We start from the raw sequence: 22,025 nt of genomic DNA on the forward strand, positions 1-22,025 counted from the left end.
TTGAGTCAAGTAATTGTGTTATCATTAATAGAGAAAGCAAATTAAGCAAGTTTTTTCAACTAAAATCAAAGTAATATAATGACTTTTAGAAGGCAATAGCTATCTTTCTGCTTTCTCGGGCAAAGCAATATTTTTAAAGGAGTACGGTAAATGAGAAGAAAAGACAGAGAAGTTACAGAAATAAAAGAATTAATTCAAATTATTGACCAATGTAAAGTCTGCAGGATTGGTATGCAGGATAATGCCGGTCTTTATATTGTACCAATGAATTTTGGCTATACTTATGAAAGCAATCAACTGGTGTTATTTTTTCATAGTGCAAAAGACGGAAGAAAGGTTAGAGCACTGAAAGAAAACAGCGATGTATGCTTTGAAATGGATTGTGAACACCGGCTCATTACAGGAGACATAGCCTGCCAATATTCATATTCGTTTAAAAGCATTATCGGAAACGGTAAAGCCGTCTTTATCGATGACGTTGAAGAAAAGAAAACTGCCCTGTCTGCATTGATGAAACATCAAACCGGAAAGGATTTTTCATTTGATGATAAGATGGTAGACAGTGTTTTAGTGTTTAAAATTATTGCAGATGAATTTACCGGCAAATATCATCCTTAATGTACATCCAGGATGCTTTAAAGGATCTGCCGGGTAGTACAGCCCTAAAGATTTTATTGCATATGGTTTGAAATATACATTGCTGTTTTGGCAATTGAAGTTACATCTGCTTTTTCATCAGAAATACTACTCCAGAGAATGCAATTATACTCTTTGTAATTCCAACTAGCAAGAACTCCCTCCATTTTATTATCTGAAATTGCAAATTGCACCTTAATATTATCATTCCAAATTATCTCCCGCTCATTGTCAAATGAACAGTTTATTCCGGCCAAAGTTTGAATATCTTCTTTACCGACACGCAATGTAACTTCTGTTTCAACAATTTTATCATAGTATCTTACTTGTGCAATCTTTCCGTCAATTATACTGCAAACAGGATTCCCTATCCAATTTGTATTTTCAGGCAGCCGGATTGTGATTCCCATTTTATCGAAATCTTCAAATTCCACTATCTCCTCCCTATTTTGTGCAGTTGATTCGGTTTTTTCTTCGCTAGATAAATTAGGTATAACAGTCTCCTGTTCTGTGACTTTGGCCTCTAGAAGTTCATCTCCGTTCAAATTATCAATAGCATTAAGCATATCAATTTTTTCTGTATATATCTTGTGTATTGCATCGTTTAATTCTCTATTGCTTCTATATATACCGATATATGGTTCCTCGATATAGTATCCATAGCCATCAGAATATAGGCATAAAGTTCGAAGTTCATTTTCAAGCATAAGTCTTACAACCAGATAATTATTTTGAGCAGGATAATCATTTGTAGACATTTTCATCGTTTTCTTAGCTCCCGATAAATTTGAAAGGATATTATCAATATCTCCCTTATCAGTTATTGTAGCAACACCAAGGCTTGAGCCTTCACTATAATTCTCAATTTCAATTTTATGTATTTCATTTGTGTCGGGAAGTGATAATAATTTAGGATTTGACAGCAAACATATACTTACTGTGATTACCACCATAAATCCCACAAATATAATCCAAAACCTTGGCTTTTTATATTTTAGTACATTTTTAATCCTCCCCTTTACGTTCCCCTCTCCAAAAGCAAGTGGAATACTACTTACTATATGTTTTCCAACAGCAAGAGACAACAAAGAATTAGCATAAGGCTTTTTAATATCTTCGCCCATTTCTTTTAAAACCCTTTCATCACAGGAAAGTTCCATATCGGTGCTCATCAACATGAACGAAATCCACACAAGAGGATTAAACCAGTGGATGGACAATATTAGGAAAGCTAATATCTTAACAATATGATCTTTTCTTTGTATATGAGTCTGTTCATGTAATAAAATATAACTTCTTTCTTCAACGTTAAGTCCAACAGGCAAATATATTTTAGGTCTTAACATACCTAGCACAAACGGTGTTTTCAAATTCTCAGCTTCGTAAATATTCTGTTCTATTAATTTGGCACTTTTAAGATTTCTTTTTATGAGTAAAACAGATCCCAAACTGTATATAAGCAATACTATTATTCCTAGAACCCATATATATGTACCCGCTTTAATATAATTCTGAAATGGATATACACTAGCTTCAGTATTCAATTCAGGAAGTACCTCGTTTGCAAATGAATCAGCTGCTTCTGTCCCGATATTAACGGGCAAACTGTACTGATACACTGTTTCACGTTGGATCGGAATAGTATTTGCACTCTGCGGTACAAGGCTAAACATACTTTCAAAAGAGAATGGAATTATAAGGCGAAATGCCACCACTCCCCATAAGATATAGGAGATGACTTTTGGAGCTTTTTTGAGCAATAGTCTTACGAGAATCACAAAAAGGATTATATAGCACGAAGTAAAACTCATTCCCAAAACAGTAAGAAACAATTTACTCATTATTGCACCTCCTTGTGCTCATCAATTAGCTTTTTCAACTTCTCAACTTGATTTTTGCTTAATTTCCTTCCGCCGATAAATGCTGTCAAAAAATTCGGTAAAGAACCCCCAAAAGTGCCTTCAACGAAATTTATACTTAAATTTGAATAATATTCGTCCTTTGTAATTTGAGATGAAGTAAGTTTATATTTATTCATAACAAGCCTCCTCGCTCTATATCTTATAGACCGTATAATATAAGTCTATATCTTATAGACCTTACAATATAAGTCTACAACTTATAGACCAATATGTCAATATCTAATAGAACAGGGGCCGTTTCTTTGTTCTACACTCAATAAACCTTATTGGCAACAAATCCGGTTAACCTCGACAAGCGTCTTAATGAATTTAATTTACCAATGGATGCACTAGTTACCTTTATTGAATAAGCAAGCGATGGAAAAGATTACATGCCCGAACAATGCAGAATGCCCCGGGTAAGTAAGCCCATAGACAACGGCAAGGTTTCGGTTTGCCGGATTGCCTGTAAACAATTTCCCGTTGTAAACCTACTCCATCTTATAACAGAATTCGGTATGGTATTAAGCTTTCCCTTGTTTCATAAGCAGTATTAAGGAACGCTAAAACTCTGCAGGCTCATTATCGCTCAGCAGGCTGATCAGCTCAAGGGAAGCCCGTGAAAGAGGAACATCCTTCAACCGGGCGACACCGACATAACGTGGCGGAATCCTCTCTATGGGCCTGATCTCGTACAGCCTTCCGCTGGCGATTTCATCTTCAAAAAAGTTTCTTGTTATCCAAGCTATCCCCATATCATACTTCGCAAAGGTCACTAAAAGGTCCATGTTACCCAGCTCGAAATCCGGAGCTGCCTCCAGGCCGTTCTGCAAAAAGTACTGATCGGCAAAGGCTCTGGAATTGCTGTTTTTCTCCAGTATCAGCAGGGGGTAACGGATGATTTCACTCAGTGGCTGCATTTTTACCGACATATGCCTGTATTTTACTCCTGCTACAAAGCAATCCTGCACTTCCATGATGGTTGTAAAATGAAGACTGTCATCGTTATAGGGAAGGTTAATGATTCCAAAATCGATTTTTCCCGCTTTCAGAAGACTGATGATTCCGGGAGTTGTCGGGCAGACCACATGGATCTTGATTTTGGGATGCAGGGTGTTAAACAACTTAAGGTATTTGACCAGATAGTACCTGCACAGCGTGTCGCTGACCCCAAGCCGGACTTCCCCGCTGTTCAGGTTTTTCACATCATTGATCTTTTTCTCCGCTGTCGACAGGAAATGAAAGATTTGATCCACATACTGATACAGAATGCTTCCCTCAAGGGTCAGTTTGACCCCCTTCGGTGTCCTGATAAACAGCGTGCATCCCAGCTCTTCTTCCAATTGCCGGATGGCGCGGCTGACGGCCGGCTGCGTGATATACATTTGCTCGGCGGCCTTTGTAATGCTTTCACATTTTGCGATGTGATAGAAGGTTTTATACAGCTCCAGATTCATGTCAAACCATACCTTTCATCATAGGCATAATCAATAGTTATGGCACTAATTAAATATATGCATTTTATTTATATCTCAATTACGATTATAATCAAAATGAAGCCATAATACAAGGAGGAGATCAGGATGAAAACAAAAATAGGAATAAATGGTTTTGGAAGAATCGGCAGGCACACCTTCAAGCTAATCCTTGAAAAATACCCGGATGATTTGGAAGTTGTCGCAATCAACGATTTAACCGACGCGCAGACACTGGCCTATCTGCTGAAATACGATTCGGTGTTCGGCAGATACGGCCAAACGGTTGAAGCAACGGAAAATGCCCTCATCGTTAATGGAAAATCAATTCAAGTACTGGCCGAAAAAGATCCTGCGAATATCCCATGGCAGCAATACGGCGTCGACATCGTGCTTGAATCGACAGGGCTGTTCACGAAAAGAGAAAAGGCCCAGGCGCATATCACTTCCGGCGGGGCAAAAAAGGTTGTGATTTCTGCTCCGGCTACCGGCGAGGATATCACCGTCGTTCTCGGTGTAAATGAACAGATGTATGATCCGGACCGGCACCACATCATATCAAACGCATCCTGTACGACAAACGGCCTTGCGCCGGTAGCCAGGGTGCTTCACGAAAGCTTTGGCATTGTGAAAGGTTTTATGACCACGGTACACGCTTATACGAACGACCAGAAAATTCTGGATTTGCCGCATAAGGAGCTTCGCAGGGCAAGGGCTGCGGCGCTTTCCATCATCCCCGCGAAATCCGGAGCCGCAAAAGCCATCGGGCTTGTATTGCCGCAGTTGAACGGAAAACTGAACGGATTTGCGTTCAGGGTGCCCACCGCCGATGTGTCGGTCATCGACCTGGTGGTTGAAACCCGGAAAGACGTTACCCGGGAAGAAGTAAATGCCGTACTGAAGCAGGCTGCCGAGGGCGAACTGAAGGACATCCTGAATTATTCGGAAGAGCCCCTCGTATCCATCGACTATAAGGGGGACCCGGCCTCATCAACTATCGACGCCCTGTCCACGATGGTGATCGAGAAGAATATGGTGAAGGTGGTAGCCTGGTATGACAACGAATGGGGATATTCAGCCAGATGTGCGGATCTGCTGGCCTATATCGCCGGGAAGTAAGCCGACAGAAAAAGGGCGCTGCCATTGGCATGAACGAAGGGCAGCGTCTTTTTTACGTTCCTTTAGTATAAGTGATAAGCGTAAATGGCTCGATGAAGGTTTACAGCGCAGCTTTGCTCAGGGCTTTCGAACCGCCCCTGTTTTAAAATTGAAAAAAGGTTTGAAAGAATTTGTACAATTCTCTCAAACCCTAATGGTGCGGATGAAGGGACTTGAACCCCCACGTCGGTGACACTAGATCCTAAGTCTAGCGCGTCTGCCAATTCCGCCACATCCGCAAATAATATCACGCGACAAAAGTTATTATACTTGCGTTGTAGGCATTTGTCAATAGAAAATTTAAATTTCAAAACTTTTCACAAAAAACATATACCTTTCGCAAACTAATAAAAAAGAAGGAACGCTGCTATAGCTAAAACCGTTAGTATAATAAGACCCACAAAAATTTTGGCTATCTTTTTGCCTATCGAAGATTCTCTCCTGCGATAGCTTTTGATGGAATACGTCATTGGCTGCAAATCATAGTCATTGTTGAGATTGAACATATTGAGCACCCCCTAATAAAATTATACAACCCCTTCTTATCTAAAATCCAGAGGTTAATATTACTAAAACCCGCGCAATTACTCGTTTTGCTCCCCATGCGACATTTTACCAATTCAAAAAAAATTATTGATGGAATCTAAATTTATTGATATATTATTGGATAGACAATCAAAAACCAGCTAAAATAAGCATAAAAATAATAATGTTAAATATTAGATTAGAAAAAGGAAAGCAATGAATACTTTATATTTTATTTTATTTTTAACGATTCTCGCCCTTGTTTATATGCGCTATGAGACTACAACACTAAAAGTCGGCAGAGTCTGTTTTACCGAAAACAAGAATCCTTTTAAGGTTATACATCTTTCAGACCTGCACATGAAATTCTTAAATGTGGATATAAACAAGGTGGTAAAAGTATTAGAGACGGAAAAACCGGATCTTGTCGTACTTACGGGGGATTATATAGACAATCCGAAACATATACCGGCATTCATAAATTTTCTCGAAGACATCAGAGGAGATTATAAAATCTGCCTTTGTTTCGGCAACCACGATTATAAGGCATTAGACAACAATGAGGCTTCAATACAGGAATTTAAAGAGCTAATCGAAAATAAAGGCGTATCGGTCCTTCTAAACAGCTCCGTCTGTATTGAAAAAAACAGTCGAAAGTACAATATTATTGGAATTGAGGACCTCAGGTCAAAACGGTACGATATAAAAAAGGCCCTAGGAAGCTGTAACACAAAGGGCTGCACCAATATAGCAATATCCCACAATCCCGATATCATATTTCAAATACCCGCTGGAAGTGTGGACTATCTTCTGTGCGGTCATTTTCACGGTGGCCAGATATGGGCCCCCTTCGACTTCGAATTTAAGCTTCTGCGCCATGAAAAACTCGCTAAAATGGGTATCACAAAAGGGTCCCATAGATTTAACAATATTAATTTATATATTAACAGCGGGCTTGGGAATGTGTGCGTTCCTCTAAGGTTTTTTTCACCGCCGGAGATATCGGTATTACATCTGCCATAAAAATAAAAGCTCGGGACATAGCTCCCTTTTGCTTTTGCGTCTTTCATTTCTCTTCAAAAAACTAAACAAGGAGTCGAAAAACTTTCCGGCTCCTTATTTTTATCTACTATATTATAAACGCTCTTCAAGCTTCTTTCTTTGTTCTTCGTAGCCCGGTTTTCCAAGGAGAGCAAACATATTTTTCTTGTAAGCTTCAACTCCCGGTTGATCAAAAGGATTTACCCCAAGGAGGTATCCGCTGATACCGCAAGCTTTTTCAAAGAAGTATACCATATTTCCAAAGTAATAAGCACTAAGCTCGGGCACAGTTACCACAAGATTTGGAACTCCTCCGTCGGTATGAGCAAGTATTGTTCCTTCCATTGCTTTCTTGTTTACATAGTCTACATCCCTGCCGGCAATGAAGTTCAATCCGTCAAGGTTATCCTTGTCTTCCTTTATAACGATATTCTTTCTCGGTTTCTCAATCCTGATTACAGTCTCAAATATGTTTCTGAGTCCGTCTTGCACATATTGTCCCATGGAGTGAAGGTCAGTTGTGAAATCAACCCCAGCCGGAATATACCTTTTTGATCCTTTCCTTCACTTTCACCATAGAGCTGTTTCCACCATTCTGTGAAATAATGAAGGGAAGCTCATAGTTAACCATTATTTCGATTGTCTTATTCTTTCTGTAGAGAGCGTTTCTTACAGCAGCATACTTGTAGCAGTCGTTTTCCATCAAATTCGGGTTGCTGTAGAGTTCACGGGCATCAGCAGCTCCCTTCATCATGCTGTCGATATCGGCTCCGGATACTGCAATAGGAAGCAATCCAACTGCTGTCAAAACAGAGAATCTTCCTCCGATATCATCGGGAACTACGAAGGTTTCGTACCCTTCTTCCATTGCCAGCTTCTTAAGTGCTCCCTTTTCCTTGTCGGTAGTGGCATATATTCTGCTTCTTGCTCCGTCTTTTCCATATTTGCTTTCCATGTACTCTTTAAAGATTCTGAATGCAATTGCAGGCTCTGTTGTAGTACCGGACTTTGATATTACATTTACCGAAATTTCCTTGCCCTCTATTACTTCCATCAAATCAGCAATGTATGTAGAGCTAATATTGTTTCCTACAAAATATATTTCAGGAGCATTTCTCTTTGATTTTGGCAAAAGATTGTGGAATGAGTGAGAAAGCATGTCTATTGCTGCCTTTGCTCCCAAGTAGGAACCACCGATTCCAATTACAATCAAAACATCGGAATCGGATTTTATTTTTTCTGCTGCAGCTTTGATTCTTGCGAATTCTTCCTTGTCATAATTTACAGGAAGATCTACCCAACCTACAAAATCATTTCCTGCTCCTGTCTTGTTATGAAGCATTTCATGTGCAGACTTTACAAAGCTTTCAAAATATGCGATTTCACGTTCATTTACAAAAGACGCTGCTTTTGAATAGTCGAATTTTATTCTTTCCATCGTAAAACCTCCAGAATATAAATTTTTATTAATCAAACATAAGTCTGATAAGCTTTTCAACAACTTTGTTTTTATATTAACAAATGATTAATCTTAACGCAATAGAGTATTCTAATTTTATGTCCAAATGATATCATGCATCAAACCGTATAATTTATACCCTCCGGCATCAAACTGCGTTTTATAGATTTATGTTTGCAAAGCAAATAATATAATTAGCGTAAAATATGGTCAGTCTTCATGTTAATACGAAATCAAGGTTAAAATTACTGTGTTAATCCTTTTTAAAACGTACAAACTAAATACATACAAAACAGATAAGGTGGTGAATAGCATGGCAAGAAGAAATACTTCTTTGGATCCGCAAGCGAGAGAGGCTTTAAACCGTTTTAAAATAGAATGTGCCAAAGAAATCGGTTATTTGCAGTACGTTAAGGAAAACAACGACCATTACAAAGGCGATGTTCCTTGCAGGGTAAATGGCTTGCAAGGCGGACCCATTGGCGGACAAATGGTAAAAAGAATGATTCAAATGGCAGAAAGTCAGTTATTAAAATAGATTCCAAAATATTAACAAGAGCCGGAGAAAAGTAAATGCATCACCCTTCTCCGGCTATATTAATATGCCCGATTACCTAAGTTCTGCCCCAAGGTTTCTTTTCAGTCCGTCAAGAATTTTTGTCATAGCCTTGCCCACCTCTTCATCGGTCAAAGTTCTGTCGGAAGCCCTGAAAGTTATAGAATAGGCCACACTCTTCATTCCTTCGGGTACCTGCTTTCCTTTGTAAACGTCAAACAGCTTTATACTCTCAAGTATCTTGCCCGCTCTTTGCTTTATAATATCTTCTATTTCTTTTACCAACACTTCGTCCTTTACAAGCATTGCTATATCCCTTGTAACAGCGGGATACTTCGGAAGCCCTTTATACTGACAATCCATTGAAGCTTTACTGACGAGTGTTTCAACCTCGATAACACCAATGTAAGTCCTTTCCGGACATTCAAATCTCTCGGCAACTTCAGGATGTATTTCCCCTATGATACCTGCATACTCACCGCCAATGTTTATTACAGCAGTTCTTCCCGGATGGAATACAGAATTGATTTTCTCCGGCAAAATTTCATAATTCTCTATTCCAAGCCTTTCAAAAAGCTCTTCTACAACACCTTTCAAATCATAGAAGTCAAGTTCTCCGTACATTCCCAGAGTAAGTACAAACTTTTCCTGAGGCAGCTCATTTATAGGAAGACTTTGAGGAATATAAACCCTGGACATTTCAAAGAGTCTTGCCTCTTCTATTCTCCTATTGTAGTTAGTGCTGATTACTCCAAGCATATCCGGAATAGTAGTAGTTCTCATTATGCTGTAATCCTCACCCAGCGGATTGGAAATAACAATAGCCTTGCGAAGCTCACTGTCCTCCGGAAGGTTTAATTTGTCGAATACCTTCGGACTGGTAAACGAGAAAGTATACGTCTCGGACAACCCGCATGCAATCATTGTTTCTTTTATAAGGTCCTCAATAATCTGCTTGTAGGTTTTTCTTCCCAGTGTGGCAGACTTACCGGATAAAAGCGTAGCTTCTATGTTGTTGTAGTCATAGAATCTGGCAATTTCCTCTGCAATATCCGCTTCCCTTTCCACATCGTCTCTGAAGCTGGGAACCTTTACAGTCATATTATTCTCATCAACTTCAAATTCCAGTGATTTCAAAATACCAACCATTTCTTCTTTCGAAATATTGGTACCGAGGAAACTATTTATTTTATCAACTCTTAGATTTATAATCCTTCGTTCTTTCTTTTTAGGATAACAATCAATCATACCCTTGCATACCGTACCTATTCCCAGCTCTTCCACAAGCTGCGCAGCCCTGTTGATGGCAGCCTCAACATTTTCGGCATCAAGGCCCTTTTCAAATCTTCCGGAAGCCTCGGTCCTCATCCCCAGCTTCTTTGCTGTAAGTCTCACGGATGTTCCGTTGAAGTTTGCGGCCTCAAATACTATGGTCTTGGTGTCTTCTTTGATTTCCGAATTGGCACCGCCCATAACTCCGGCCACTCCGACAGCCCTTTCCTCATCGGCTATAACAAGCATTGAGGAATCCAGTTCCCTGTCCTGATCATCCAAGGTCTTGATTATCTCTCCATCAAGAGCTCTTCTTACAATAATCTTACTTCCCTTTATATCCTTGATATCATAAGCATGCATTGGCTGGCCGTATTCCAGCATTACATAGTTGGTTATGTCAACAATATTATTAATCGGTCTTACCCCTGCTGCTTTAAGTCTATCCTTCATCCACTTGGGCGAAGGTCCGATTTTGACATCCTTTACAACTCTTGCCGCAAACCTCGGGCAAAGCTCAGCGTCTTTCACTTCAACAGAAATATACTGCGAAGCATCGTCCCCCTCTTCTTTTAAATTTAAAGCAGGTTTCTTGAACTCTGTCTTCAAAGTGACAGCAGCCTCTCTTGCAAGTCCGATAATGCTCAGGCAGTCCGGCCTATTGGATGTAATTTCAAACTCTATGACCTTCTGATTCAAGCCCAATACTTCCTTTATGTCTTTGCCCAGTTCCTCTTCTTTAGGCAGAATATAGATACCATCCTCCGGCGCATCGGGACAGTCATCCCTGGTAAGGCCCAGCTCCTCTATTGAGCACATCATGCCGTAGGATTCTATACCCCTGAGCTTCCCTTTTGATATTTTCTTGTCTCCCGGAAGAGTAGAACCCACAAGAGCTACAGGTATGTAATCTCCAACACTGATGTTCTGGGCTCCGGTAACTATCTGTATTACCTCGCTTCCGACATCCACCTTTGTCACCTGCAGTTTGTCGGCATCGGGATGTTTTTCAACAGAAAGTATCTTTCCCACCACCACTTTGGTGATGTCCTCACCCTGAACCTCTATTCCTTCAACTTTAGAGCCTGACATTGTCATTGCATCTGCAAATTCCTTCGGGCTTACATTTATATCAACATAATCTTTAAGCCAATCTATCGGTGCTTTCATACTATTACTCCTTTCGAAAATTTTATATCAAATATTAAAACTGTTTTAAGAATCTGATATCGTTTTCATACAAAAGCCTCATGTCGTCAATATTGAATCTTCCCATAGCCGTTCTTTCAACTCCGAGTCCGAAGGCAAATCCGCTGTAAACTTCAGGGTCAATTCCGCAAATCTCCAAAACCTTCGGATGAACCATTCCTGCTCCCAATATTTCTATCCAGCCTTCGTTTTTGCAAACCCTGCATCCTGTTCCCCCGCAAGCCCAGCATGAAACATCAACCTCGGCACTGGGTTCTGTAAAGGGGAAATGGTGAGGTCTTAGCCTTATCTCTGTCTTTTCTCCAAACAAGCTTTTCGCAAACAATCTCAATGTACCAACGAGGTCTCCCATTGTAATTCCCTTGTCAACGACCAATCCTTCTACCTGATGGAATATAGGCGAATGGGTAGCATCCACGGCATCGGAACGATACACCCTTCCGGGACAGATTATTTTAATTGGCGGTTTTTTATTCTCCATAACCCTGATCTGGACAGGAGAAGTCTGAGTCCTGAGCAATATATTGTTGTTTATATAGAAGGTGTCTTGAACATCTCTTGCCGGATGGTTTTTAGGAATATTCAGGGCTTCAAAGTTGTAATAATCCAGCTCAATCTCGGGGCCTTCCGCTATCTCATAGCCCATTCCGATAAACACATCTTTTATCTCATCTATTACAATGCTCAAAGGATGCTTCTTTCCAAGCATCTTTCTTTTACCCGGCATTGTTACGTCAATAACTTCTTTTTCAAGCTTTTGGCTTCTTTCCTTTCTTATAAGTTCACTCTTGGCTTCTTCTATACGGCTTCAATGTAGGCTCTGACCTCATTTGCCAATTGTCCTATTACCGGCCTTTCCTCCGGTGACAACGAGCCCATGCCCCTTAATACGGCGGTGAGTTCTCCCTTTTTGCCTAAGTATTTTACTCTAATATTTTCCAGCTCCGTAATAGTCCCAACACTAGAAAGCTCCTGCTCTGCCTGCATTCTAATACTGTTCAACTGCTCCTTCATGCTTTATATTCCTCCTTATATAAATTCATTAAAACTATTTTTCTGTCTTTTGTTAACTAAAAGCTCGAGACATCGAGTCCCTTTCGCTTTTGCCTCTTTCATTTCATTACAAGAGGCCAATTAAAAAACCTTCATCCCAACACAAAGGGACGAAGGTTTGCTTCGCGGTACCACCCAAATTCTTGTATATCTTTTGGGATATACAAGCACTCTTTTGCAAATAACGGATGCAACCCGGCACTTCCTACTTACCGGCTTTACTTTATACGCCATTTTCCTTCCGGTGTTCAGAATGCAGCTCCTGAGGGAATTTCAACGGCCCGAACCGATAAAGATACTCTCAGCCTTTGGTATCTTCTCTCTTGTATCCTCCATGACCGTCTACTCTCTCAATCATCGCTTTAATATAATTTTATAAATTATAGCATAAATTTTACATATATTCAATGCGATTTTTATCTTACTAAATTGACGTCACATAAATCTTAGTATTCCCATAACCTTTTGGTTCCAATTTCATCTTCTGCAATAACACCGTTTTTTATACTTTCATTTTTGAGCTCATCATAAAAAAGTGCATAAGTAGTCATAATGTACGGTATTGTAATAACAAATCCAATGCAAAAAGTAAATATCGAAATCAATATCCAGCCTATAAAGCTTAAGGTAAGCATAAAGAACTCTTTTCTGTGGCCTTTCATCATTTTTGTACTCAAATCCGCCACTTTTCTTACGTCCATTTTCGGATTATCGGCAAGTATAAAAAAGCTCATACTCAAATCAATCGCCTTGATTATTCCCGGAACTATCAATAGAAGCGACCATACTAAAATCAAAAGAGTCGTCCAGATATAAAGTGCTGCAGCATTTAAAAAGTATTTAAAGCCGTAAAACACATATTTTAAACTTACTCGGTAGATGATGAGCTGCATCAAGATTAATTTTTGTTTTTTTTCCAAGCGTCACTTCTATTCCGAAAATAGAAAACTTCCCTTTTTGCTTTCTTTCCTTTGCAAGGTCTTCCTTTTCTTTTTTGGTCCTAGGCTCCTTTTCCATCCTGCTATACCAAGAAAGTAAATGTACATCCCAGCACTACCGGCCCGTTAATTATTAATGCTGTCTGTAAGCTAAAACGTCCCAGCAAATAAGGCAACAGAAAATAAAACAACGCCATCATTATAAATAAAAATGCCAAGTTAGCTCCATTGTTGCTCAGCTGAAACCTCGCTTTCTTTTTTAATCTGCCCAATTCCATCAAACATTACCCCCATATATATCAAATACTTTTCTATCTCGATTCATTCTGCTATTTTATCATATTATTTAACTTAATTCAAAGAAAAAAACTCATAAGTTATCCATAGTTTGCTATAATACTTGCACATCACTTGATATTGCTGTTTGCCTCAGACAAAATTAAAATAACGAATAGTATTTATGTTATATCTGAGTTATAATTATATTGACCCATTGTTTGCAAATAATATCTCAAAGGATGTGATAAACATGTCAAAAATCAATTTCCCAAAGGATTTCATATGGGGTTCTGCAACAGCGGCATATCAAATCGAAGGCGCGTACAACGAAGACGGCAAAGGTGAATCTATATGGGACCGCTTCTCCCATACTCCGGGAAATATAGAGAACGGACATAACGGCGATATCGCATGCGATCACTACCATCGTTATGAAGAAGATATTAAAATAATGAAGGAAATCGGCCTTAAATCATACAGGTTTTCTATCTCATGGCCTAGGATTTTTCCCGAAGGGACAGGTCAATTAAATCAAAAGGGATTGGATTTTTACAAGCGGCTGACAAATATGCTTTTGGAAAATGGAATTATGCCCGCAATCACCCTTTACCATTGGGACCTTCCTCAAAAGCTTCAGGACAAAGGAGGATGGAAAAACAGGGACACTACCGATTATTTTACAGAATATTGCGAAGCAATATTTAAAAGCCTGGGAGATATCGTACCAATGTGGATTACTCACAACGAACCTCGGGTTGTGGCTCTGCTGGGTCATTTTCTTGGAATTCATGCGCCTGGCATAAAAGACCTTCGCACATCCTTGGAGGTTTCGCATAATATTCTTTTGTCCCACGGCAAAACCGTAAAACTATTTAGAGAAATGAATATCGATGCCCAAATAGGTATTGCTCTCAATTTGTCGCATCATTATCCCGTATCCGAAAAACCTGAAGATATTGCAGCAGCAGAACTGTCGTTCTCAATTGCCGGAAGATGGTATCTTGATCCTTTGTTCAAAGGCTGTTATCCCGAAGATGCCCTAGAGTATTATAAAAAGAAGGGTATTGAGCTTTCTTTCCCTCAGGATGACTTAAAGCTCATAAGCCAGCCAATAGACTTTTTGGCATTCAACAACTATTCTTCGGACATTATACAGTACGATCCGTCCGATGAGTCTGGCTTTTCCTTTGCAGAATCCATATTGGATAAGTTTGAGAAAACAGATATGGGTTGGATTATTTATCCTGAAGGCTTGTATGATCTGCTTATGCTCCTTGACAGAGATTACGGAAAGCCAAATCTGATTATTAGCGAAAACGGTGCTGCCTTCAAAGATGAAATAAGCAGCAGCGGAAGGATAGAAGACACAAAGAGAATTCAATATCTTAAGAGTTATTTAACTCAAGCTCATAGAGCAATTCAAGACGGTGTAAACTTAAAGGGTTATTATTTGTGGTCGCTTATGGACAACTTTGAATGGTCTTTCGGATACAACAAAAGATTCGGAATTGTTCATGTCAACTTTGAAACCCAGGAAAGAAAAATAAAGGACAGCGGCTACTGGTATAAGGAAGTTATTAAAAACAACGGCTTCTAGCCTCATGCATCAATAATAACCGGTATAAAACACAAATGCTAATGGGCATCCATATCCGAATGTCCATTAGCATTATTTACTTTAATCTATAATCCTGAAGCAATATATTTTATCAACGCTAATGTGTTGAACTCTATTTTTTCTCTTAAGTCCAATCCATCCATCACGACATTCACTTACCAGTCCGGATATACCAACATGAAGGAGCGTAGACCACAAAGAAAGATATACCACAACCTTCTTTCCCACATATTGTTTTAAATAACCATCCATTAAAATACCACCCTTCACATTTTTCTGGATAGTTCATCCGTTATAAGTCCTATTTCGGTACTTAAACTGTATTAACGAACTAAAAAGAATATGTAGGGAATTAAGCTAAAAAACTATCCACATATATATTTTATCATTATTGCCGCACAAAAAGAAGCACATAATTTAATTTTACTCCAATTATCCGGAATAATTATCAAACGCAAAATTCAAGCAAAAAACTCTGTAATTGAAACAAATCAAATTACAGAGTTTTTTGAATGGGGTTTTGAGAAGAATATAATTAATTTTGGGTGCACACAAGCTTAATTTTAGAGTTCCGGAATCACTCGCATTAAGTATCGTTTTAACTTTGAAAGATCTGTTGAGTCAATTTTTCCGTCATCATTGAGATCAGCAACTCTTAAATCATTAACCGGAAATTGATTAATAATTCTGAGTATATATCTTTTATATGCTGCATAATCTGTTGAATTAACGGCTCCATCACCGTTTACATCTCCTTTTCGGAACCCAATGCCGTTCGTTGGAGTCGGAGTAGAAGTTGGAGTTGGAGTCGGAGTATTTTGCGGAACGCCGTCGGGATAGTATTTTACATATTCATATTCTGCTGTTAATGGAGTTTTTCCGTCATATGGTCCAAGCCATCCGTCAACACCTATTCCAGGCCATAAATTCATCATAATTTTACCCGGAGTAACAGGTATATTTCTGGTTCCTCTATAGACTTTTTGTCCGTCAACATAGAAATCTATATAGCCCGGTCTCCACTCAAAACCATATGTATGGAAATCCTGAGATGCATCGAATCCTAGATTATGATAATATTCATTTCCGCCAACCCCGTCCTTGTACCAGTTGAATTGAACTTGGGTCGTGTTTTTACCTAAAATCTCGATATCTATTTCGTCCCACGGATTGTTGTCTGAAGGTCCTGTATATGTGAAAAATGATGAAACAATACCTGTATTCTTTGCAGCTTTCATTCTTACTTCATAATAACCGTATCCGAAAAATGATTTTGTGCGGTATTCGCCGCTTTTATACGGATATGAACCGCCATATTCCCTGTCAAGGGTTAAAACCATCTTTCCATTGGAAAACGACACTTGAGAAGGTTTCCAAACACAGTTGAATACCGAACCGTTTGCCCAATCTGCCTTCTCCCATTGATTGGTGTCAAAGTTTGAAAACACTGCAACAAAGTTTGACGAATTAGGAGTCGGCTTAGAAGTAACCGCAGGGGTCGGAGTTGGAGTTGGAGTCGGAGTATTTTGCGGCACTCCATCGGGATAGTATTTTACATATTCATATTCTGCTGTTAAAGGAGTTCTTCCGTCATATGGTCCAAGCCATCCGTCAACGCCTGTTCCAGGCCATAAATTCATCATAATTTTACCTGGGGTAACCGGTATATTCCTGGTTCCGCGATAGACTTTTTTACCGTCAACATAAAAGTCTATGTAACCCGGTCTCCACTCAAAACCATATGTATGAAAATCCTGAGAAGCGTCAAATCCTAGATTATAATAATATTCGTTTCCGCCAACCCCGTCCTTGTACCAGTTGAATTGAACTTGGGTCGTGTTTTTACCTAAAATCTCGATATCTATTTCGTCCCATGGATTGTTGTCTGAAGGTCCTGTATATGTGAAAAACGATGAAACAATACCTGTGTTCTTTGCAGCTTTCATTCTTACTTCATAATAACCGTATCCGAAAAATGATTTTGTGCGGTATTCGCCGCTTTTATACGGATATGAACCGCCATATTCCTTGTCCAGAGTTAAAACCATCTTTCCATTGGAAAACGACACTTGAGAAGGTTTCCAAACACAGTTGAACACCGAACCGTTTGCCCAATCTGCCTTCTCCCATTGACTGGAGTCAAAATTTGAAAACACTGCAGAAAAAGGTGTATTTACCACATTGGCAGCTTCCACTTTTGGTAAAGGAGAAGCAAACAGCGGTAAAATCAACAACAAAGCAGCTAATAATGAAATTACCCTCTTTTTCATAAGATACCTCCCGAAAAATAATAATATAATTGCCGCAGCAAAATTGTAACTCCAATAAAACTTCTGAAAAAATCAATTCAATCTATCTATTTATCTCAAATCTAGCATTCCAAACAACTAACACGTGTTAATTCGATTTTATTATATAATATCGATTTTTGATTGTCAACCAAATCCATGCTTAGATAAAAAAGAATATGGTTCTAAATTATTGGGATGCAAAAAATCCAAATTATTCTCAATGCATACACAAACAGTAAACCCTCTTGATTAATTCCGATATCAGTGCTATCCTTTACTTAAAAGGCTAATTTTTATTTTTCGGTATTAAGGTGGTTTGGGCATGAATAGCAAGGATATAGCAAAAATCGTCGGTGTTTCAAGAAGTACTGTTTCCCGAGTAATAAACAACTATCCCGATATCCCTCAAGCAACAAGGGAAAAGGTATTAAAAGCAATAAAAGAATATAACTATTATCCTAATGCTTCGGCCAGGAGGCTTGCAGGAATGAAAAGTTCCACATTGGGAATTTTCATTATTGACATTAGAGATAACGAAAAACCGCACCATGTAATTGAAAATAACGAGGACCTTTTATACGGCAATTCATATTTTTCATCGTTTATTAATGCTTTTATCGACCAGTCAAACAAAGCACAGTACCACGTTTTGGTATCGACTATCTACAGTTCCAAGGAATTGTGGAAGATTCAAAGTGCTTTTTATGAGAAGAGAATTGACGGAGCAGTAATTATAGGAAGCAGCAAATCCGATTACAACAAAATTTTCGAAATAACGGATAAGGATTTTGTTACCGTTGCAGTTGATTTGGATATGGAAAGAGAAAATACAGGTACAGTTATGTCTGTGAATATCAATAATTATGACGGTGTGTCCGATGCGATAGATTATCTTATTGAACTTGGGCATAGAGATATTGCCGTTATCACAGGCGATTTAAACAAGCTTTCGGGTAAAATAAGGCTTGAAAGCTTTAAAGACGCACTTTTAAGACACGGCCTTCCATTAAATGATGCCTTTATTGCATATGGTGACTTTACCGAACACAGCGGCTATGAAGGTATGAAAAAAATATTGGCCTCCGAAAGAAAGCCGACAGCCGTATTTGTAAGCAATGATACCATGGCTATCGGAGCATATAGAGCAATAGAAGAGCAAGGATTTAAAATTCCGGAGGATATTTCGGTTATGGGATTCGATAATTCATATATATCCCAATACATGTCCCCTCCCCTTACCACAGTCAATGTTTCATTGCCTGAAATAGCCAAATGTTCTATTGAATTATTGCTCGATTCTATTAATAATAAAGAGATAAAAAACAGGCAAAAAACGGTGAATGTTCAAATAATCAAGCGTAATTCATGTAGAAAAATCGTCTGAAACAAATCAGTTTCCGTTGTACTTTTCGAAAACAGCTTCGTTTGCTCTTACATCGAAATATCCTTCTTGTCCGTCTCCGTATGTGAATATTAGTATATTGTTATCATCTGCGTATGACTTAAAAGTTATCGCACCTTTCCCCGGATATTCATATTTTTCAACAGATACCTCAAATTCTGTGGGACTATATATTTTTTGCCAAATAACCCCTACGTCTTCATTGTCTTTTTTACATCCTGATGCCAAAATACTAATATTACTTTTTGCCATTGTATTTATCTCATACTCAAGCATTCCTCTACCAAAAATAAAACCTGGCGTTGAAGGATCTGTATCCACTTTTTTTATAACTTGCTGTTCCTTAGGGAAGTAACCAAATCCATGTTTAAGCGGTTCAACATTAAGAATAGGGTTTCCTTTCTCATCCTTAGGAGCGTTTTTTAATTTCTTCTCATGCTCTTTTTCGTATTCGAGACGTTTTTTCTCAGTTTCCCTCAAATAAGCTTCATATTCCTTTTCACCTTCTATTTTTGCTTCCAATTCTTCCGGAACTTTTTCACCTCTTCTTATGTACTCCTCTTTCATTTTGGTAAGTTCAGCTATCTTCGGATTTAAATATCCTTCTGCATCCTGTAAATTTTCAAAACCTTTTTCAGTTCCGGCACTAGTATTTCTCTCAATTAAATCGGTTTTAGATTGCTTATCAAAATTTTTTGCAATAGCTGTACCACTACTCAACAAAACAGCTATAACAGTTGTGACTAAAATAACCTTTTTTGCTCGATTTGTCATCTAAATTACCCCTTTCTTTATTAATTATACTGACTTGGCAATGCAATCCATGTGCGATACTCAAGAGGTTCACCTATTCCGTTTTGATTTAAAAAGTTATAAAAGTTTGCATATGATTCTTGGTTACTATATAAAGCAGAGCTAAACTCACTCCATTTATTTGTACTCAAAAGCCCATCAAAATAAAAAGCTCTCCACTTTTTCTGGTATGTCCATCTTTTAACGTGAGAATCGTTATAAATTTGAGGCATGCAATACGCACAGCTCAGTCCCCATGACAAATAATAAACATCACTTGCTTTCCATTGAAAATACCTACTACTAAAATCATCTTTAACAGACCAAGATGGATCCGTTTCACCTGACCAATCATAAGTAGCTCCATTATGACTACCATAATTGTATAATCTACGATAAGCCCCCGTCTCACTAAATCCCCTTGCAAGCTCTTTTGTATATAAAGGGTCATTCCAACCCATTTCTGCATCATAGCCTCCAAATACTTCTGTAACATTTTTACTATAGCTTATATTGAGCACAGCTTCTTTAAAAGCTTTACCATTATTATACCATTCCACCGTGTTATCTACCAACATTCCTCTTTGGTTAGTTACACCTACTACAACTTTAATTTTTGCAGTATGCTTAGGATGCTCATTATATCCACTAATAAAGGCATTTACAGCTTGAGTTATTTGAGAATAGCTCAAAAAACTGTCATTATAACCTTGAACACCATGAACAGAGCCTTGTTTCATAGGGCGACCAAAGCTTAATATTACAATTCCTTCAAGATTATTCGTATGATCACGACCTAAATATCTCATATAATCCGTTGAAGTAGTATTTGTAACATAGAATGAGTGGTTAAAAGTTTCTCCTTGAGTTTTAATGAACAACTTATACCTAGAATTTGCCGGGGGTGTGCCACCCCATTTTCTTACTAAGACATAGTAAGTACCGGTATATGGAGCAGTGTAGCTAAAAAACTCTCCAAAATCTTGGCTTGTGTTTGAGTATGCTAATTGAACATAGTCTTTGTCGTAAAGATAGAAATCATAATCGCAACCAGTAGGTATACTCGATAGATGAATATACATATTATCATTTTTTGTAGCATTAAACTTATAGTAGTCATTTTGATCACCTGATGGAAAAGTACCTTTAATAGTAGCCTCAGAAAAATTATTACCAAGATTCTGTGCAGTTCCAAAGGTATCATTTGAACTAGTAGTTTCATATATTACATTATCATACGCAAAAACATTTTTAGAAGCAATTACCACAAAGAATACAATCATCATCAAAAAAACACTTTTTTTTCATTTGAACTAAGCCTCCTTTGGTTATTAAGTAAAAAAAGTAAAAAACTTGCCCATTCTGCTATAGATTCATGATCAATAATTAAGACTTTCTTTTTAAGTTATTACTATCAGATAATCCATAATCAACAAAAAGGTGTATACTTTTGCCATGGCAACCCTTTTGTTGAAACTTCAAGTGCTTTTGTCGATTAGAATTATCCTTAGATGTTTATTATATGTTATATTGTATATTACAAGTTAAAATTTGTAAATAATAGAGTATATGCATATACATGATTATTATTTAAATTATTCTACTTTTTTATTTTTTCTTCATTTTTTAAAGTTTTTCTTATTTTATAAAAATGAAGATTTTAGTTGTTAGCAGGAAGGTAATTAATTTATATAGTTTAGGCTCGCAAAAAATTACAATATATAGGCACAAAACCGCTCGATTTTCGCAGGAGATCTTTGTACAGTCATAAAGTATTTGCGTATCGCCTGCGCAATTTTATCCATGGATTCCAACAAGTGGTTTTGCGTTACATCCTTTCAGATATCTTTCCAAAGATGTTCGATTGAATTCAAATCGGAGCTATAGGGGGAGTGAATACTTAAGGGAGATATTCTTTATTGAATCCAATAATTCTATAACGCTTTTGGTATAATGATACCGTACATTATCAAGAAGCAATATTACTTTCTTGTTGGCATAATACATTGAAGGCTTATATAAAAAAAATCTTAAAGCTTTCAGAATTAGCAGTTTCAGAGTTTTTAAAGTATACCTTGCCATCGACAGGATCTACTGCCCCAAACATAACAATTCTTTCCCCGGAACTGGAACTGTCAGTCGGCACAATTGGCTGTTCACCTTTGCATAACCACTCTAATGTTGTAGTACGTTCGTCTGTAAATATGCGTCATCTTCATAAAGTACACAGTGTCATCATCGGAGTTGGTAAGAAGGTCCTGTAGCTTCTCCCTGAATTGCTCCTGCTTTTCCTTCTTGGCATTCTGGCTCTGCTTCTTTGACCTTTGAAAAGTGAATCAAAGTTTATGGACTAAGTCATATAAGCTTAAGGTTTAATAGTTGATACCCCACTAATTACTTATCCGCCTTTTTAACAAAAG

16 protein-coding genes, 1 tRNA gene, 5 pseudogenes and 1 other annotated feature are annotated in these 22,025 nt (G+C 38.1%); of the genes and pseudogenes, 6 read left to right on the forward strand and 16 right to left on the reverse strand.

Annotated features, from left to right (window positions below; genetic code table 11):
* Positions 1–150 precede the first annotated feature (150 nt).
* Positions 151–618, forward strand: a complete 468-nt coding sequence (locus tag JCM21531_RS01150; RefSeq protein WP_038286785.1) for a pyridoxamine 5'-phosphate oxidase family protein — start codon at positions 151–153, stop codon at positions 616–618.
* Positions 619–671: 53 nt separating this feature from the next.
* On the opposite strand, the gene JCM21531_RS17530 is transcribed toward JCM21531_RS01150, so the two are convergent.
* From JCM21531_RS17530 to JCM21531_RS01165, 3 genes and pseudogenes are all read right to left on the reverse strand, one after another.
* The gene (locus JCM21531_RS17530) at positions 672–2,477 is read right to left on the reverse strand and encodes a M56 family metallopeptidase (RefSeq protein ID WP_054846957.1); all 1,806 of its coding nucleotides are present in this window, start codon (positions 2,475–2,477) and stop codon (positions 672–674) included.
* Positions 2,477–2,644: pseudogene (locus tag JCM21531_RS01160) on the reverse strand (BlaI/MecI/CopY family transcriptional regulator); the annotation flags it as partial. The pseudogene JCM21531_RS01160 and the gene JCM21531_RS17530, both read right to left, overlap by 1 nt.
* Positions 2,645–3,100: 456 nt before the next feature.
* Positions 3,101–3,994, reverse strand: a complete 894-nt coding sequence (locus JCM21531_RS01165) for a LysR family transcriptional regulator (protein WP_038286787.1) — start codon at positions 3,992–3,994, stop codon at positions 3,101–3,103.
* A 126-nt stretch (positions 3,995–4,120) separates the two neighbouring features.
* On the opposite strand from JCM21531_RS01165, the gene gap reads away from it, so the two are divergent.
* Complete coding sequence (gap, locus tag JCM21531_RS01170; protein WP_038286789.1) at positions 4,121–5,131, forward strand: type I glyceraldehyde-3-phosphate dehydrogenase; 1,011 nt, start codon at positions 4,121–4,123, stop codon at positions 5,129–5,131.
* Positions 5,132–5,325: 194 nt separating this feature from the next.
* Here gap and JCM21531_RS01175 read toward each other — a convergent pair.
* Positions 5,326–5,409 (reverse strand) — tRNA-Leu (locus JCM21531_RS01175).
* Between the two features lie 105 nt (positions 5,410–5,514).
* On the reverse strand, positions 5,515–5,676 hold the full coding sequence (locus JCM21531_RS19255) for a hypothetical protein (protein WP_173400163.1): 162 nt from the start codon (positions 5,674–5,676) through the stop codon (positions 5,515–5,517).
* Between the two features lie 235 nt (positions 5,677–5,911).
* Here JCM21531_RS19255 and JCM21531_RS01180 point away from each other — a divergent pair, with 235 nt between their 5' ends.
* On the forward strand, positions 5,912–6,718 hold the full coding sequence (locus JCM21531_RS01180; protein ID WP_038286791.1) for a metallophosphoesterase: 807 nt from the start codon (positions 5,912–5,914) through the stop codon (positions 6,716–6,718).
* Positions 6,719–6,829: 111 nt separating this feature from the next.
* Here the strand turns inward: JCM21531_RS01180 and JCM21531_RS01185 are convergent.
* A pseudogene (locus JCM21531_RS01185) lies at positions 6,830–8,174 on the reverse strand (glucose-6-phosphate isomerase).
* Between the two features lie 334 nt (positions 8,175–8,508).
* Between JCM21531_RS01185 and JCM21531_RS01190 the strand changes: the two are divergent.
* Positions 8,509–8,733, forward strand: coding sequence for an alpha/beta-type small acid-soluble spore protein (locus tag JCM21531_RS01190; protein WP_038286792.1), 225 nt, complete (start codon positions 8,509–8,511; stop codon positions 8,731–8,733).
* A gap of 72 nt (positions 8,734–8,805) precedes the next feature.
* Here the strand turns inward: JCM21531_RS01190 and pheT are convergent, their stop codons facing one another.
* The 5 genes and pseudogenes from pheT to JCM21531_RS19920 form a co-directional block, all read right to left on the reverse strand.
* Entirely contained in the window at positions 8,806–11,193 is a 2,388-nt protein-coding gene (gene pheT / locus JCM21531_RS01195; protein ID WP_038286794.1) for a phenylalanine--tRNA ligase subunit beta, read from the reverse strand.
* Positions 11,194–11,227: 34 nt separating this feature from the next.
* A pseudogene (pheS, locus tag JCM21531_RS01200) lies at positions 11,228–12,246 on the reverse strand (phenylalanine--tRNA ligase subunit alpha).
* A gap of 142 nt (positions 12,247–12,388) precedes the next feature.
* Positions 12,389–12,652 (reverse strand) — a binding site (T-box leader).
* Between the two features lie 79 nt (positions 12,653–12,731).
* On the reverse strand, positions 12,732–13,142 hold the full coding sequence (locus tag JCM21531_RS19910) for a DUF975 family protein (protein WP_243467017.1): 411 nt from the start codon (positions 13,140–13,142) through the stop codon (positions 12,732–12,734).
* Positions 13,126–13,302 (reverse strand): hypothetical protein, encoded by a 177-nt coding sequence (locus tag JCM21531_RS19915; protein ID WP_243467018.1) that lies wholly within the window; start codon positions 13,300–13,302, stop codon positions 13,126–13,128. The genes JCM21531_RS19910 and JCM21531_RS19915 overlap by 17 nt, the downstream gene beginning before the upstream one ends.
* Positions 13,303–13,306: 4 nt before the next feature.
* Entirely contained in the window at positions 13,307–13,501 is a 195-nt protein-coding gene (locus JCM21531_RS19920) for a hypothetical protein (protein ID WP_038286796.1), read from the reverse strand.
* Between the two features lie 251 nt (positions 13,502–13,752).
* Here JCM21531_RS19920 and JCM21531_RS01215 point away from each other — a divergent pair, with 251 nt between their 5' ends.
* Positions 13,753–15,099: a GH1 family beta-glucosidase gene (locus JCM21531_RS01215; RefSeq protein WP_038286797.1), complete on the forward strand. Its 1,347-nt coding sequence runs from the start codon at positions 13,753–13,755 to the stop codon at positions 15,097–15,099.
* Positions 15,100–15,180: 81 nt separating this feature from the next.
* Here the strand turns inward: JCM21531_RS01215 and JCM21531_RS01220 are convergent, their stop codons facing one another.
* The 3 genes and pseudogenes from JCM21531_RS01220 to bglS (JCM21531_RS19925) all read right to left on the reverse strand — a co-directional run.
* The gene (locus JCM21531_RS01220; protein WP_038286799.1) at positions 15,181–15,372 is read right to left on the reverse strand and encodes a DUF6897 domain-containing protein; all 192 of its coding nucleotides are present in this window, start codon (positions 15,370–15,372) and stop codon (positions 15,181–15,183) included.
* 311 nt (positions 15,373–15,683) lie between these two features.
* Positions 15,684–16,577, reverse strand: a pseudogene (gene bglS / locus JCM21531_RS01225) (beta-glucanase); the annotation flags it as partial.
* 18 nt (positions 16,578–16,595) lie between these two features.
* Positions 16,596–17,390 (reverse strand): annotated as a pseudogene (gene bglS, locus JCM21531_RS19925) (beta-glucanase); the annotation flags it as partial.
* A gap of 343 nt (positions 17,391–17,733) precedes the next feature.
* Between bglS (JCM21531_RS19925) and JCM21531_RS01235 the strand changes: the two are divergent.
* Positions 17,734–18,795, forward strand: coding sequence for a LacI family DNA-binding transcriptional regulator (locus tag JCM21531_RS01235; protein ID WP_038286801.1), 1,062 nt, complete (start codon positions 17,734–17,736; stop codon positions 18,793–18,795).
* Positions 18,796–18,801: 6 nt separating this feature from the next.
* On the opposite strand, the gene JCM21531_RS01240 is transcribed toward JCM21531_RS01235, so the two are convergent.
* Complete coding sequence (locus tag JCM21531_RS01240; RefSeq protein WP_038286803.1) at positions 18,802–19,587, reverse strand: hypothetical protein; 786 nt, start codon at positions 19,585–19,587, stop codon at positions 18,802–18,804.
* 20 nt (positions 19,588–19,607) lie between these two features.
* Positions 19,608–20,891 (reverse strand): PPC domain-containing protein, encoded by a 1,284-nt coding sequence (locus JCM21531_RS01245; protein WP_038286805.1) that lies wholly within the window; start codon positions 20,889–20,891, stop codon positions 19,608–19,610.
* Positions 20,892–22,025: the final 1,134 nt, after the last annotated feature.

The sequence above is a fragment of the Acetivibrio straminisolvens JCM 21531 genome (assembly GCF_000521465.1).
In the GTDB taxonomy this organism is placed as follows: domain Bacteria; phylum Bacillota; class Clostridia; order Acetivibrionales; family Acetivibrionaceae; genus Hungateiclostridium; species Hungateiclostridium straminisolvens.